The sequence below is a fragment of the Emcibacteraceae bacterium genome (genome assembly GCA_041396985.1).
Lineage (GTDB): Bacteria > Pseudomonadota > Alphaproteobacteria > Sphingomonadales > Emcibacteraceae > Pseudemcibacter.
The window spans coordinates 390,784-405,277 of record JAWKXO010000002.1; the positions used below are offsets into that span (position 1 = coordinate 390,784).

The 14,494-nt window shown below is 45.3% G+C and carries 14 protein-coding genes and 1 pseudogene; 10 read left to right on the plus strand and 5 right to left on the minus strand.

All coding sequences use genetic code 11. The annotated features are described in order from the left end of the window. The 8 genes and pseudogenes from rpsP to R3D86_06455 all read left to right on the plus strand — a co-directional run bounded on the left by rpsP (nucleotide 1) and on the right by R3D86_06455 (nucleotide 6,600). A pseudogene (rpsP, locus tag R3D86_06420) lies at nucleotides 1-240 on the plus strand (30S ribosomal protein S16). A 280-nt stretch (nucleotides 241-520) separates the two neighbouring features. Continuing rightward, a complete protein-coding gene (gene rimM, locus R3D86_06425) occupies nucleotides 521-1,111 on the plus strand; it encodes a ribosome maturation factor RimM (protein ID MEZ5757837.1) in 591 nt (196 codons plus the stop codon). Nucleotides 1,112-1,115: 4 nt separating this feature from the next. Beyond that, the gene (gene trmD / locus R3D86_06430; GenBank protein MEZ5757838.1) at nucleotides 1,116-1,859 is read left to right on the plus strand and encodes a tRNA (guanosine(37)-N1)-methyltransferase TrmD; all 744 of its coding nucleotides are present in this window, start codon (nucleotides 1,116-1,118) and stop codon (nucleotides 1,857-1,859) included. A 55-nt stretch (nucleotides 1,860-1,914) separates the two neighbouring features. Continuing rightward, a complete protein-coding gene (gene rplS / locus R3D86_06435) occupies nucleotides 1,915-2,295 on the plus strand; it encodes a 50S ribosomal protein L19 (GenBank protein MEZ5757839.1) in 381 nt (126 codons plus the stop codon). A 114-nt stretch (nucleotides 2,296-2,409) separates the two neighbouring features. Then, nucleotides 2,410-3,816 (plus strand): 3-isopropylmalate dehydratase large subunit, encoded by a 1,407-nt coding sequence (gene leuC, locus R3D86_06440; protein MEZ5757840.1) that lies wholly within the window; start codon nucleotides 2,410-2,412, stop codon nucleotides 3,814-3,816. A gap of 3 nt (nucleotides 3,817-3,819) precedes the next feature. Beyond that, nucleotides 3,820-4,437 carry a 3-isopropylmalate dehydratase small subunit gene (leuD, locus tag R3D86_06445; protein MEZ5757841.1) on the plus strand — a complete coding sequence of 206 codons (618 nt, stop codon included), beginning with the start codon at nucleotides 3,820-3,822 and terminating at the stop codon, nucleotides 4,435-4,437. Between the two features lie 10 nt (nucleotides 4,438-4,447). Then, complete coding sequence (gene leuB, locus R3D86_06450) at nucleotides 4,448-5,545, plus strand: 3-isopropylmalate dehydrogenase (GenBank protein ID MEZ5757842.1); 1,098 nt, start codon at nucleotides 4,448-4,450, stop codon at nucleotides 5,543-5,545. Between the two features lie 35 nt (nucleotides 5,546-5,580). Then, nucleotides 5,581-6,600 (plus strand): aspartate-semialdehyde dehydrogenase, encoded by a 1,020-nt coding sequence (locus tag R3D86_06455; GenBank protein ID MEZ5757843.1) that lies wholly within the window; start codon nucleotides 5,581-5,583, stop codon nucleotides 6,598-6,600. 66 nt (nucleotides 6,601-6,666) lie between these two features. Here R3D86_06455 and R3D86_06460 read toward each other — a convergent pair whose 3' ends face one another. The 4 genes from R3D86_06460 to sdhC are packed head-to-tail and all read right to left on the minus strand — an operon-like array spanning nucleotide 6,667 to nucleotide 10,039. Then, the gene (locus tag R3D86_06460) at nucleotides 6,667-7,449 is read right to left on the minus strand and encodes a succinate dehydrogenase iron-sulfur subunit (protein MEZ5757844.1); all 783 of its coding nucleotides are present in this window, start codon (nucleotides 7,447-7,449) and stop codon (nucleotides 6,667-6,669) included. Between the two features lie 17 nt (nucleotides 7,450-7,466). Then, on the minus strand, nucleotides 7,467-9,254 hold the full coding sequence (gene sdhA, locus R3D86_06465) for a succinate dehydrogenase flavoprotein subunit (protein MEZ5757845.1): 1,788 nt from the start codon (nucleotides 9,252-9,254) through the stop codon (nucleotides 7,467-7,469). Between the two features lie 12 nt (nucleotides 9,255-9,266). Further along, nucleotides 9,267-9,641 (minus strand): succinate dehydrogenase, hydrophobic membrane anchor protein, encoded by a 375-nt coding sequence (gene sdhD, locus R3D86_06470; GenBank protein MEZ5757846.1) that lies wholly within the window; start codon nucleotides 9,639-9,641, stop codon nucleotides 9,267-9,269. A gap of 11 nt (nucleotides 9,642-9,652) precedes the next feature. Further along, entirely contained in the window at nucleotides 9,653-10,039 is a 387-nt protein-coding gene (sdhC, locus tag R3D86_06475) for a succinate dehydrogenase, cytochrome b556 subunit (GenBank protein MEZ5757847.1), read from the minus strand. Nucleotides 10,040-10,293: 254 nt separating this feature from the next. Between sdhC and R3D86_06480 the strand changes: the two genes are divergently transcribed. Beyond that, nucleotides 10,294-12,360: a S9 family peptidase gene (locus R3D86_06480; protein MEZ5757848.1), complete on the plus strand. Its 2,067-nt coding sequence runs from the start codon at nucleotides 10,294-10,296 to the stop codon at nucleotides 12,358-12,360. Here the strand turns inward: R3D86_06480 and R3D86_06485 are convergent. After that, entirely contained in the window at nucleotides 12,357-12,887 is a 531-nt protein-coding gene (locus R3D86_06485) for a hypothetical protein (protein ID MEZ5757849.1), read from the minus strand. The genes R3D86_06480 and R3D86_06485 overlap by 4 nt on opposite strands. Before the next feature lie 178 nt (nucleotides 12,888-13,065). Between R3D86_06485 and R3D86_06490 the strand changes: the two genes are divergently transcribed. Continuing rightward, the gene (locus R3D86_06490) at nucleotides 13,066-14,481 is read left to right on the plus strand and encodes a M20/M25/M40 family metallo-hydrolase (protein ID MEZ5757850.1); all 1,416 of its coding nucleotides are present in this window, start codon (nucleotides 13,066-13,068) and stop codon (nucleotides 14,479-14,481) included. Nucleotides 14,482-14,494: the final 13 nt, after the last annotated feature.

Consider the following 14,494-nt stretch of genomic DNA (forward strand, 5'->3'; position numbering starts at 1 on the left):
ATGGCTGTAAAAATAAGACTGGCACGTGGTGGTGCTAAAAAACGTCCTTACTACCGTGTGGTCGTAGCAGATTCGCGTTCACCGCGTGATGGTAAATATATTGAAAAAGTGGGTACTCATAACCCACTTCTTCCTAAAGATCATCAAGACCGGATCAAACTTGATGTTGAACGTATTGAGTTCTGGCTAGGCCAGGGTGCAAAACCGACAGACCGTGTTGCCCGTTTTCTTGATGCCGCAGGCGTTCTGAAGCGTGAAGCCCGCAATAATCCCAATAAAGGAAAGCCAGGGGCAAAAGCTCTTGAGCGTATTGAAGAACAAAAAGAAAAAGCTGCCGCAGCTGCTGAAGCCGCCGCAGAAGCAGAAGCCACTGCAGCTGCCGCAGAAGCAGCTCCTGTTGAAGAAGCACCAGCAGAGGAAGCAGTAGCAGAAGAAGCACCAGCCGAGGAAACTCCGGCTGAGGAAGTTGCTGCTGAAGAAGCGCCTGCAGAAGAAGAGAAAAAAGAAGAAGCATAAATTTATGAACGCACTGGCCGAAAACCATAGCCTAGCCGAAAAGCGTACTGATATGATTTGTATCGGGGCAATATTTGGTGCGGCTGGAATTCATGGGGCAGTGCGGATCAAGGTATTTACCGAAGATTTAAATTCCATTTCCGACTATGGGCCGGTAACTCTGGTCGGGCGTGAATTTCCGCAAGGGCAAAAATTTGATGTTAAAATTCTTCATCAGGTTAAGGGCGGAGTTGCGGCTAAACTTAAAGGCGTGAACGACCGCAATCTTGCAGAAACCCTTAAGGGGGCAGAGCTTTACATTGACCGCTCAGCACTTCCTGAAATTAAGGAAGACGGGGATTTCTATTTTGAAGATCTGATTGGCCTTACCGCCAAAGATCAGAATGGAAACCAGTTTGGACAGGTCGATGGGGTTTTTAACTTCGGTGCAGGTGATATTATTGAGGTAAAGCTCACGACGGAAAAAGGGAAACGTATGTATCCTTTTTCCAATGAAGTGGTGCCAGAGGTAAACCTTGAAGAAGGGTTTCTGGTGATAGACCGGGATGCTTTTAACGACGGGCCGGAAGATACGGAAACTGATAAAAGGGAATAGAAAAATGTGGCAGGCTCAAATTCTGACCCTCTTTCCCGAAATGTTTCCCGGACCTCTTGGTTTTTCTCTGGCGGGTAAAGCGCTGGAAAATAATTTATGGGCACTGGACGTGATGCAAATTCGCGACCATGCCCTGGACAAGCACCGAAATGTGGATGATACCCCCTCGGGGGGTGGTCCCGGAATGGTGATGAGAGCGGATGTTATGGGCCGAGCCATTGATACGGCACAGAACAAAAGGCCGAAAGGCGTAACAGACGATGACTGGCCGCTCATATATTTGTCCCCACGTGGCAAACGACTTGATCAGAAAATGGTTCATGAATTTGCCAGTAAGAAAGGAATAACGCTTATCTGTGGCCGGTTTGAAGGACTTGATGAGCGGGTGCTGGAAAAACGTAAAATCAGGGAAATATCCTTGGGAGATTTTGTGTTATCCGGCGGAGAAATAGCGGCGCTGATGCTGATTGATGCGGTGGTGCGGCTTATTCCCGGTGTGATCGGTGAGCCGGATACACTACTTGAGGAAAGTTTTAGTAGTGGATTGCTTGAATATCCGCAATATACCAGACCACAAAGCTGGGAAGGACTGGAAATACCCGATGTTCTGATGTCAGGACATCATGAGAATATAAGGAAATGGCGTCAGGAAGCTTCGGAGAAACTGACAAAGGAAAGGCGCCCCGACCTGTGGAAGGAATATAGTCATCAAAAAAATGCACTTAAGCATAAGAAAAGTGATGATTGATGTTGAATTATGGTTCAAACTTGTTTAAAAGAGCCGCCGTATAAGGATAAAAGTTATGAATATCATTGAAAAATTAGAAAAAGAGCAAATGGCTCAGCTGACAGAAGGCAAAACAATTCCTGAGTTTGCCCCTGGTGATACTATTAAGGTCAACGTAAAAGTTGTAGAAGGCACAAACGAACGTATTCAGGCGTATGAAGGCCTTTGTATTGCACGCTCTAACCGTGCGCTGAATAGTTCATTTACAGTGCGTAAGATTTCTTACGGTGAAGGTGTAGAACGTGTATTCCCACTTTATTCACCGAATGTGGCAAGTATTGAAGTGATTCGCCGCGGACGAGTCCGTCGCGCTAAACTATACTATCTTCGTGGCCTTCGTGGTAAAAAAGCCCGTATTGCTGAAAAAACGGATTGGCATAAGAAGTCTGCGAATTAAGACCTGACCGTCTTTATAATTTCGAGGCTTCATTTTAAGAGCCTCTGGCAAAATGAGGCTCGGGAAACGGAGCCTCATTTTTTGTGTTTGGAATTAGGAAAAACAGGAAGAGCAATGACAAATCCGCGTACATTATATGATAAAATTTGGGATGCTCACGTTGTTGAGGAACAGCAAAGTGGCAATAGCCTACTTTATATCGACCGCCATATTATTCATGAAGTAACAAGTCCGCAGGCCTTTGAAGGGCTTAGACTGGCAGGTCGTGGTCTGCGCCGGGTTGAAACAATCCTGGCCGTTCCTGATCATAATGTACCAACAACGGCTGACCGTGAAACACGTATCGACAGTATAGAAAGCAAAAATCAACTTGATGCGCTGGAGCGAAATGCAAAAGAATTTGGCGTTGATTATATCCCGATGATGGACGCCCGTCAGGGTATTGTTCATATTGTCGGCCCTGAACAGGGTTTTACATTGCCCGGGACCACAATCGTTTGCGGTGACAGTCACACATCAACCCATGGGGCATTTGGGGCTTTGGCCTTTGGGATTGGCACCTCCGAAGTTGAGCATGTGATGGCGACACAAACCCTGATACTGAAAAGATCAAAAAACCTTCGCATTGATGTTAGCGGCAAACTGGGTCTTGGTGTTACCGCGAAGGATGTCGCACTGGCAATCATTGGAAAAATCGGCACTGCGGGCGGGACCGGTTCAGTTATTGAATTTACCGGCTCCGTATTCCGTGACTTATCTATGGAAGGGCGGATGACCGTCTGCAACATGTCGATTGAGGGTGGTGCGCGTGCTGGTCTGATCGCCCCAGACCAGAAAACATATGACTATATCAAAGGAAGGCCCAAAGCACCCAAAGGGGCTGAATTTGAAATGGCCATGACGTACTGGAACAGTCTGAAATCGGATGAGGGAGCAAAATATGACAAGGAAGTCTTTATTGATGCCGCCGATATCGTGCCACAGGTAACCTGGGGAACCAGCCCTGAAGACGTTCTGCCCATTACCGGTATTATTCCAAATCCGGCAGATGCGCATGATCCTGATAAAAAGGCATCCATTGAACGGGCCCTTGCCTATATGGGGCTGGAGCCGGGAACCAGACTAACCGATATAAAAGTGGATAAGGTCTTCATAGGGTCATGCACCAATGGCCGAATTGAAGATATGCGTGCCGTTGCTGAAGTGGTTCGCGGTCGCAAAATAAACCCGTCTGTTGAAGGACTAATCGTACCGGGAAGTGGGCTTGTCAAGCTTCAGGCGGAACAGGAAGGGCTGGATAAGGTATTTATCGATGCCGGCTTTGACTGGCGGGAGCCGGGATGTTCAATGTGTCTGGCGATGAATGCGGATAAACTGCTGCCGGGTCAGCGCTGTGCGTCAACGTCAAATCGTAATTTTGAAGGGCGTCAGGGCCCGAAGAGCCGCACCCATCTGGTTAGCCCGGCAATGGCTGCTGCCGCTGCGATTACCGGCCATTTAACTGATATCAGGGAGCTATAAGACATGGATAAATTTACAAAAATCCGCGCGGTTGCTGCCCCGCTTCCCATAACCAATGTAGATACAGACATGATCATTCCGCAAAAACACCTGCGGACCATTGAGCGGACAGGACTTGGAAAATATGCCTTTTCAAATATCCGTTATAATGATGATGGGTCTGAACGAGCTGATTTCGTTCTGAATAAGCCAGCTTACCGAAATGCTGAAATCCTTATTGCCGGGGAAAATTTCGGCTGTGGTTCCAGCCGTGAACACGCGCCCTGGGCTTTAAAGGATTTTGGCATTAAAGCCATTATTGCTCCAAGCTTTGCCGATATATTTCATGGCAACTGTTTTAAAAATGGCCTGCTGCCAATTGCGCTTCCTGAAGAAATCGTTGACGAGATGATGAAGGATGCCGAGCATGGCGCCAATGCCGTCTTTACCATTGATCTTGAAAATCTGGAAATTACCCGTCCTGACGGGCAGGTGGTAAAATTTGAAGTGGACAGCTTCCGTCAGCACTGCCTGATCAACGGACTTGATGATATCGGCCTGACCATGGTCAAAGGCGATAAAATAGCGGCCTTTGAAGCAAAACAAAAAGCCCAGCAACCATGGCTTTATAGTCAAAGATAAGAGAAGTAAAATGAGCAAAACACACAGTATGTTAATATTGCCAGGGGATGGCATTGGTCCGGAAGCCATGACAGAGGTTAAAAAGATTGTCACCTGGCTTGAAGAAAATAAAAACATAAAATTTGACCTTTCCGAAGATCATGTTGGCGGCCGCGCATATGACGAATATGGCACATCACTGGCGGATCATACCCTTGAAAAAGCAAAACAGGTTGACGCCGTTATGTTCGGTGCCGTCGGTGGCCCCAAATGGGACGGTGTTGCCTATGACAAACGCCCGGAAGCGGGTCTTTTAAAATTGCGGAAAGAACTTAATCTTTTTGCCAATCTGCGCCCGGCAATGTGTTTTGAACCGCTGGTTGATGCCTCCAGCCTGAAACCGGAACTGGTCAGCGGCCTTGATATTATGATCGTCCGTGAACTGACCGGCGGTGTTTATTTCGGTGAGCCGCGTGGCATTACCGAACTTTCCAATGGTCAGCGCCGTGGTGTAAACACGCAAGTATATGAAACATATGAAATTCACCGGGTAGCCCATGTGGCATTTGATCTTGCCCGGAAAAGAAAAAGCCATGTGACATCCGTTGAAAAAGCCAATGTGATGGAAAGTGGCCTGCTGTGGCGCGAAGAAGTAAATGTCATTGCCAAGGATTATCCGGATGTGAAACTTGAACATATGTATGCCGACAACTGCGCCATGCAGCTTGTCCGCACACCAAAGCAGTTTGATGTTATCCTGACCGACAATCTTTTTGGTGATATGCTCAGTGATATTGCCGCTATGCTGACCGGTTCCCTCGGAATGCTTCCTTCCGCCAGTTTGGGCGAGGCGGGCAAAGGTGCCCTTTATGAACCCGTGCATGGCAGCGCACCGGATATTGCCGGTAAGGGGATTGCAAACCCGATCGCCACCATTCTCAGCTTTGCCATGGCGCTTCGTTATACATTTGATGAGCCGGCAGCAGCAGATTTAATTGAAAATGCGGTGAACGCGGTTCTGGCGAATAACATTCGAACGGCCGATATTAACCAGCCTGGAATGACGCTTGTCTCAACAGGTGAAATGGGCAGCCATATTGTCGCTGCCATGGAAAAATTAAGCAACTAAACCCTAAAATAAATTAATAAATACTGGAGAAACTAATGTCCTATAAAGTCGCCGTCGTAGGAGCGACCGGCAACGTTGGCCGCGAAATGCTGAATATACTGCATGAACGCCAATTCCCCGTTTCAGAAGTTGTGGCTCTTGCGTCACGTAAATCGATCGGTCAGGAAGTGACCTTCGGGGACAAGACGATTAAGTGCAAATGTCTTGATGATTATGATTTTAAGGGCACGGACATTGCCCTTATGTCAGCGGGCGGCGCTATTTCCAAAAAATGGGGAGAAAAAATCGGTAAAACAGGCTGTATTGTGATCGATAACAGCTCATATTTCAGGATGGATCCTGATGTGCCGCTGATCGTACCAGAGGTAAATGCCCATGCGATTAAGGGATATACAAAGAAAAATATTATTGCCAATCCAAACTGCTCTACCGCACAGATGGTGGTGGCCTTAAAACCGCTTCATGATGCGGCAAAAATCAAACGCTGTGTGGTTTCAACCTATCAGTCCGTCTCCGGCAGCGGCAAGGCGGCGATGGAAGAGCTCTGGACCCAGACCCGGGCTATTTTTGTCAATGATCCTGTGGAAATGAACGTTTATCCGAAACAGATTGCTTTTAACGTCATTCCGCATATTGATGTGTTTATGGAAGACGGGTCAACAAAGGAAGAATGGAAAATGGTTGTGGAAACCGGCAAAATTCTTGACCCGGATATCAGCGTGACCGCAACCTGTGTGCGGGTTCCTGTTTTCTTAAGTCACAGTGAAAGCATCAACCTTGAATTTGAACGTGAAATGACCGTGAAACGCGCCCGTGAAATCCTGCGTGAAGCACCGGGTATCATGGTCGTTGATAAACGTGAAGACGGTGGCTATATCACACCGATTGATGCAGCGGGTGAATTTGCGACCTATGTCAGCCGTATCCGCAAGGATGACACCGTGAAACACGGCCTTAATCTCTGGTGTGTGTCTGATAACCTGCTGAAAGGCGCGGCACTAAACGCCGTTCAGATTGCAGAAGTTTTGTGCCGCGATTATCTGAAAAAAGGCTGAATTTAAATATAGACCAACAAAAAAAGGCCAGCTCACGAGCTGGCCTTTTCTTTTGGAAATTTTGAATTACCCCTGTCTTTCCACCATCATTTTCTTAATTTCTGCAATCGCCTTGGCCGGGTTAAGGCCTTTGGGGCATGTGTTGGTGCAGTTCATAATGGTATGACAGCGATAAAGCCGGAACGGGTCTTCAAGATTATCAAGGCGCTCACCGGTATTCTCATCACGGCTGTCGATAAGCCAGCGATAGGCTTGCAGCAGCACGGCCGGGCCCAGATAACGGTCACTGTTCCACCAGTAACTTGGACAGCTGGTTGAACAGCAGGCACAAAGCACACATTCATAAAGCCCGTCCAGTTTTTCCCGGTCTTTCGGGCTTTGCAGCCGTTCAGTGCCGCTTGGTGTTGGTGTCTGGGTCTGCATCCATGGCTTGATTGATGCATATTGCGCATAGAAATTGGTCAGATCCGGCACCAGATCCTTTACCACATTCATATGCGGCAGCGGGAAGATATTCACATCCCCTTTGTATGCCGCGATATCAATAGTACAGGCAAGGGTGTTTTTACCGCCGATATTCATGGCGCAGGAGCCACAGACCCCCTCGCGGCATGACCGTCTGAATGTCAGGGTCGGGTCAATTTCATTTTTAATTTTAATCAGCGCATCAAGCACCATCGGCCCGCACTTATCCAGATCGATTTCATAGGTGTCGATGCGCGGGTTTTCCCCATCATCCTCGTTCCAGCGATAAATATTGAACCGCTTGATGCGTGTGGCACCTTCCTCGGCGGGCCATGTTTTGCCTTTTTTATAAGTAGAGTTTTTTGGAAGTTTAAATTCAGCCATTTTGTCTTATCCTCCACTTAGTAAACACGTGGTTTGGGTTTAATATAGTCAATTTCATCGGTCAGCGTATAATCATGAACCGGACGGTAGCTGATATCAACCTTGCCGTTTTCAAGCTTTGCAACCGTGTGCTTCATCCATTTATCATCATTACGGTCCGGATAATCCTCATGCATATGGGCACCGCGGCTTTCCTTGCGGTTGGCGGCGCAGTGCATGGTTATCTGGGCCTGTGCCATCAGATTTTCAAGCTCAAGCGATTCAATCAGATCACTGTTCCAGACCAGCGAACGGTCAAAGGTTTTAATATCAGGAAGCAGTTTTGCCACGTCGTCAATTTTATGCTTTCCTTCTTCCAGAACCTCTTCCGTTCTGAATACGGCACAGTTTCCTTGCATGGTCCGCTGCATTTTATCGCGGATTTGCGCTGTTGAAATAGCCCCGTCCGCATGCCTCAGACGATCAAGACGGGAAAGCGCCATATCGGCATGGTCCGCTGCGAGGGTTGGATGGGCTTTGCCCGGTGTAACCACGTCGGCAACCCGTTTTGCGGCCGCACGTCCAAACACAACTAGGTCAATTAGCGAATTTGATCCAAGCCTGTTGGCACCGTGAACCGAAACGCAGGCCGCTTCGCCAATGGCCATTAGGCCGGGGACAATCCGGTCAGGATCGCTCTTGGACGGGTTTAACACCTCACCATGATAATTGGTTGGAATGCCGCCCATATTATAATGAACAGTCGGCAGAACCGGAATTGGCTGTTTTGTCACATCAACACCGGCAAAAATTTTCGCAGATTCCGAAATACCGGGAAGACGCTCATGCAGAATTGCTGCGTCCAGATGATCAAGATGCAGATAAATATGATCCTTATGTTCACCTACACCGCGCCCTTCACGAATTTCGTATGACATAGAGCGCGATACCACATCAAGTGATGCCAGATCCTTTGAGGACGGGGCATAGCGTTCCATGAATCGTTCCCCTTCCGAATTGACCAGATATCCACCTTCACCACGGGCCCCTTCGGTAATCAGAACCCCTGCACCATAAACACCTGTCGGATGGAATTGCACAAATTCAAGATCCTGAAGCGGTAATCCGGCACGTTGAACCATACCGCCACCATCCCCGGTGCAGGTATGCGCAGATGTTGCCGAGAAATACGCCCGTCCATATCCACCTGTTGCAAGGGTTGTTGAATGGGCCCGGAAACGATGAAGTTTGCCGCTGTTCATATCAAGGGCAATAACCCCGCGACATTCACCATTTTCCATAATCAGGTCGATGGCAAAATATTCAACATAAAAGTCGGTATCATATTTAAGCGACTGCTGATAAAGCGAATGAAGCATGGCATGACCTGTTCGGTCTGCGGCGGCACAAGTGCGTTGCGCGGCCGGCCCTTCGCCAAATTCAGTTGTCATCCCACCAAAGGGGCGCTGATATATACGCCCAGCTTCCGTACGGCTGAAAGGAACCCCGAAATGCTCCAGTTCATAAACAGCTTCCGGTGCCTGACGTACCATATATTCGATGGCGTCCTGATCGCCAAGCCAGTCTGATCCTTTTACAGTGTCATACATATGCCATTGCCATTTATCCGGCCCCATATTGCCAAGTGAAGCGGCAATGCCGCCTTGCGCAGCGACTGTATGCGACCGTGTCGGGAATACTTTTGATATACAGGCGGTTTTAAGACCGCTTTCAGCAATACCCATAGCGGCGCGAAGGCCAGCTCCGCCGGCGCCGACGACGATGGCATCATAGGCGTGATCTTCTATTTCATATGATTTTGTCATTATGATTTAACCTTAAAGCGCTATTTTTAAAATGGAAAATACGGCGGCTGTACCAATGATAATGCAGCAAAACGAAACAAGCATCTGAAGCACAATTTTTGTTGCTTCCGAATGGATATAATCTTCAATAACCACCTGAAGCCCCAGTTTTAAATGATAAATGCCAGTTGCGACAAAGAGTGTCATCAATACCGTGACGATCGGTGAAGTCATCCAGTTAATGACCACTTCATAACTGGCCTGTGTCATTTGTACGACACTTGATACAAACCAGATCGTCAACGGGATCAGGGCGACAGCGGTTACTTTCTGCATCCACCAGTGATGGGTACCGTTTTTGGCAGAGCCAAGGCCGCGGACTTTACCAAGCGGGGAACGTAAGCTCATATTATCTCTCCCTATATCATTTGATAGCCGATGACCCAGCACAGGATCGTCAGCACGATGCTGGAAAACAAGACCATTTTGCTTGAACGGTGTGTATCTTCAAGCTCAAATCCTTTGCCCATATCCCAGAATAAATGGCGAATTCCATTACACAGATGCAGCATAAGTGAGAATGTAAACCCAAATAAAATGGTCTTCCCGATTATCCCACTCATAAACATGCGAAACTGGTCATAAGCATCCGGGCCTGTTGCAATGGCAATAACCCACCATGTTATCAGCAAAGCGCCACCACCAAGGGCAACACCGGTTGCCCGATGGAGAATGGACAGTGCCATCTCAAGGCTCCATGAATATACCTGCAGATGCGGCGAGGTTGGCCGCTTGATATCTGACATCCTCTACTCCTTTCAGAGGTTTAGATTACGGAGAAATAATTTCTCCCCTTCCATATTGTTTTTAACATAATGAATAGATAGAGCAAGAAATTACCTGTCTAATTTGATCAGAAAAATACAATTTAATCTTTTTCCTATTCCAGAAAATTAATTATATGCGGGAATTGAATGAATAAGTTAAAATGACTTGCAGGCTTTCAGGGAATTATATTAACTGCCTTATAAAATAATATGTTAAGAGACTAAAAAACACTATGATCAAAAAGATTTCAGCTCCGGTCGCCAAAAAAATCCCCCACAAAACGGAAGTCCATGGACACGAACGAGTCGATAATTATTACTGGATGCGCGATGATAATCGTGAAGACCCGGAAATTTTGTCACATCTTGAAGCGGAAAATGATTATCTGAAATCTGTTATGGCTCATACAGAGGGATTTCAGGCTAAGTTATATGATGAAATTGTTGGGCGAATAAAAAAAGATGATAGTTCCGTTCCTGTGCGACACAGAAATTATTGGTATCAGTCAAAATTCGATGAAATAAACGAATACCCGGTCCATGTAAGATGGAAAGATGAAGAAAATGCAGCAGAAGAAATTTTGTTTGATGTCAATGAAATGGCCAAAGGATACAGTTATTTTAATCTCGGTGGGTATTATGTAAGCGCTGATAATAAAGTGGCGGCATTTTCAACGGACACCTTAAGCCGAAGAATATATACGATCCGGTTCAAAAATCTTGAGACGGGAGAAGTGCTCGTCGATAAACTAAAGGGCACCTCAGGTCAGTTATTCTGGGCAAATGACAATAAGACAGTTTTCTATATTAAGAAAAACAGACAAACCCTGTTAGGCAACAAAGTCTATCGTCATAAACTGGGCACGGAACAGAAAGAGGATGTTCTTGTATATGAAGAGAAGAACCTCATTTTCTATACATTCCTTGGAAAATCAAAAGACGAAAGCATGCTTTTTATTTTTCATAATACCACGAGCCGTGCGGGTGTTTCCGTACTTGAGGCCGATAATCCGGACGGAAAATTCAGTCATTTCTTACCCTTAGAAGAAAATCATGAATATACCGTCGATAAAATGGGGGATTATTTTTATATTTATACGAATTATGAGGCCAGAAACTTTCGGATTATGAAAGTTCATAAAAATCATACTGCCGATAAAAGTAAATGGGAAAATGTCGTTGCTCACAGGGAAAATGTCTATATTTCAGACTTTACAGTTTTTAAAAATGATCTTGTTTTTCATGAAAAGGAAAATGGTGAAAATCGAATATGTGTTTTAAATTTAGAAAACGGAAAAATAAGGAAATTACAATTTGATGATCCGGTTTTCGATGTCAATATTTCAAGTAATCCGGATTTTGACAGCACTCATGTTCGCCTGACATATAGCTCCTTAACCACACCGCTGACCGTTTATGAATTTGATCTGCAAAGCGGAAAGAGGGTTCTTTTAAAACAGGATAAGATTTTAGGGGATTTTGATCCGAAAAATTATACCAGCGAACGACTTTTCATTGAAGCGCGGGATGGCGTCAAAGTTCCAGTTTCGCTTGTTTATAGAAAATCCAAATTTTCAAAGGATGGGAGCAATCCGCTCTTTCAGTATGCCTATGGATCATATGGTATCACCATTGAGCCAAGTTTTAGTGCAACCAGACTAAGCCTTCTTGATCGGGGTGTCGTATACGCAATAGCCCATGTCAGGGGAGGACAGATGCTGGGCAGACCCTGGTACGAGTCCGGAAAATTGCTCAACAAGAAAAATACATTTACTGATTTTATTGATGTTACCAAAGCACTGATTAATAGGGGCTATGCGGATAAAAAGAAAATATATGCCAATGGGGGTAGTGCAGGCGGGCTGTTGATGGGAAGTGTTCTTAATATGGCCCCAGAATTATATCTGGGTGTTGGGGTACATGTTCCCTTTGTTGATGTGGTAACGACAATGCTGGATACCAGTATACCACTAACCACTAATGAATATGACGAATGGGGTAACCCTGAAATCAAAGAATATTATGACTATATCTTATCCTATTCACCTTACGATAATATCACGCGTCAGGATTATCCGAATATTCTGGTTACAACAGGTCTTCATGACAGCCAGGTGCAATATTTTGAACCGATGAAATGGGTTGCCAAACTTCGGGAAAATAAAACAGATAAAAACCTGCTTCTGTTTGAAACGGATATGGAAGCAGGGCATGGGGGCGCTTCCGGGCGATTTAAACGATATAAGCAGATCGCTCTTGAATATGCGTTCTTTTTTGATCTTTTAGGAATTAAGGACTAATTAATTTTACGAAAATATTTTTTAGTAAGGGATAATAATCTTTCCCTTTCCTCTTTATATTCTGTAACTAATGGAATAATAGGTTCCCATAGGTGCACTATTTTTCCATCTAAATCGAATATTTTACCATGGTTTTTTGGAGCTATATTACACATTTGGGCAAAATTACTTTCGAATTTATTAATTCCACTTTTTAGTGCTATTTCTTTAATTTTATCATCAGTGATAATTTTTAGACCTTTTTTTTCTAAATCTAAGTATGTGTTTAGAATTATTGAATTAATTTGATTTGGACGCTGTACCCATCTTTTTAATTTTCTTTTAATTTTGTTTATTTCGTCTACAATTGTTTCATCTGATTTTTTATTTTCGGAAAAGGCTACTTTTTGTTTTAGCGAATTTAATTGCATTATGATTCTCATCGCTTGATTGTGCAAATTTTTACGATCTACTCCCTGGCCTATATCGAAAACTAAATTGTTTAGATTGGTGTTAAGAAGTTCGTATTCTTTCTCAACTTCTAACATTCTATTCTCCTTTTGGTTTTATGAAAAGATTATATATAAAGAGCTGTTGAGTCAATTAAAATTAATTAACTCTAATTAGTCTTAATTAATTTTAAATTTCAGATAATTTGTGCTTCTTATTTTGACTTTACTTATCTTCTTGTTATTCTCTTTCAAAAATAAAGATTGGGAGAAAAAAATGAAAAAACTGGTCTTGCTGACCGCTATTGGCTTAATCGGATTATCCGCAAATTTCGCTTCGGCACAAAATAATGTGCTGACAAAAGAAATGATTGATCATGCAAACATGATTGGGAAAAATGCTCTTAAATCAAGCGTAACGGAAGATGTGATTACGTCACTAACAACTGAGGTCGGCCATCGTCTTGCCGGTACGGCAAATGATAAAAAAGGCAGAGAATGGGCTGTCGCCAAAATGAAGGAAATGGGGTTTGATCGGGTCTGGACAGAACCTGTACCATTTCCAGTATGGCATCGCGGCAATACAGCTATATTGCGGATGACTGCACCTTTTGAGCAGAATTTAGCCATGACGGCACTCGGAACCAGCGTTGGAACCCCGGAAGGCGGCATCACTGCAGAGGTCGTTCAGTTTGATGAATATAAGGATCTGGCGGCGGCTGCGCCGAACAGCCTTGACGGTAAAATTGCCTATATTTCCTTTAGAATGGAAGATAGCGGTGTGGCCGGGGCTAAAGGATATGGCTATGCCGGTCAGGCACGTCGGAATGGGTCTGTGGCCGCGGCAAAAGCCGGCGCTTCCGCCATTATCATCCGCTCAATAGGTACAGATGATAACAGAACGCCTCATACAGGCAGTATGACCTATGTTGACGGGGTTAAGAAAATCCCGGCAGCGGCCATTTCAAATCCTGATGCTGATTTGCTTGATCAGGCTTTAAAATATGGAAAACCAGTGACACTTCATCTTGAAATGAACCCGCACCCTCATGATCCGGTAACAACTTATAATGTTATTGGCGAAATTACCGGAACGGAAGACCCTGAAAAAGCGGTGCTTATAAGCGGCCACCTTGATAGCTGGGATCTGGCAACTGGGGCTCTTGATGATGGGACCGGTGTGTCAATCGTAATGTCTGCGGGCAAACATATTATTGATGGCGGGGTCAAGCCAAAACGATCCATCCGTGTCGTGCTGTGGGCTGCTGAAGAAGAAGGCCTGCTTGGTGCCCATGAATTTGTCCGTGCCCATAAAGAGGACAGCAAGGATTTTGATAATATGCTTCTCGGAGCTGAGTGGGACAGTGGTACCGGACGCATTGTTGATTTTGAGCCTGGCGTGGGGCCCAAGTCGCTTGCTGTTGCGCGTGAAATTGCTGCGGTACTGGCACCATATGGTGTCGCAACACTAATGACAAATACGGCGAAAGGGGATTCCGATATGTCGGCCCTTGGCAATGCCGGCATGCCCGCCGTTAATTTTGGAATGGAAAAAACCAATTATTTTGACTTTCATCACACTGCAAATGATACACTGGATAAAGTCGATATTCCGGCGATTACCAATAATGCAGCCGTATTTGCCATGTTTGCATATCTGGCCGCTTCTGTGGATGTGGATTTTAGAAAGTAAAATATTATTAAGG

Coding starts and splice junctions, on each gene's coding strand:
- R3D86_06460 (MEZ5757844.1), bottom strand. CDS start 7,449: ATGGCTGAATTTAAACTTCCAAAAAACTCTACTTATAAAAAAGGCAAA.
- R3D86_06480 (MEZ5757848.1), top strand. CDS start 10,294: ATGATCAAAAAGATTTCAGCTCCGGTCGCCAAAAAAATCCCCCACAAA.
- leuD (MEZ5757841.1), top strand. CDS start 3,820: ATGGATAAATTTACAAAAATCCGCGCGGTTGCTGCCCCGCTTCCCATA.
- sdhD (MEZ5757846.1), bottom strand. CDS start 9,641: ATGAGCTTACGTTCCCCGCTTGGTAAAGTCCGCGGCCTTGGCTCTGCC.
- sdhA (MEZ5757845.1), bottom strand. CDS start 9,254: ATGACAAAATCATATGAAATAGAAGATCACGCCTATGATGCCATCGTC.
- R3D86_06490 (MEZ5757850.1), top strand. CDS start 13,066: ATGAAAAAACTGGTCTTGCTGACCGCTATTGGCTTAATCGGATTATCC.
- R3D86_06485 (MEZ5757849.1), bottom strand. CDS start 12,887: ATGTTAGAAGTTGAGAAAGAATACGAACTTCTTAACACCAATCTAAAC.
- trmD (MEZ5757838.1), top strand. CDS start 1,116: ATGTGGCAGGCTCAAATTCTGACCCTCTTTCCCGAAATGTTTCCCGGA.
- rimM (MEZ5757837.1), top strand. CDS start 521: ATGAACGCACTGGCCGAAAACCATAGCCTAGCCGAAAAGCGTACTGAT.
- sdhC (MEZ5757847.1), bottom strand. CDS start 10,039: ATGTCAGATATCAAGCGGCCAACCTCGCCGCATCTGCAGGTATATTCA.
- R3D86_06455 (MEZ5757843.1), top strand. CDS start 5,581: ATGTCCTATAAAGTCGCCGTCGTAGGAGCGACCGGCAACGTTGGCCGC.
- rplS (MEZ5757839.1), top strand. CDS start 1,915: ATGAATATCATTGAAAAATTAGAAAAAGAGCAAATGGCTCAGCTGACA.
- leuB (MEZ5757842.1), top strand. CDS start 4,448: ATGAGCAAAACACACAGTATGTTAATATTGCCAGGGGATGGCATTGGT.
- leuC (MEZ5757840.1), top strand. CDS start 2,410: ATGACAAATCCGCGTACATTATATGATAAAATTTGGGATGCTCACGTT.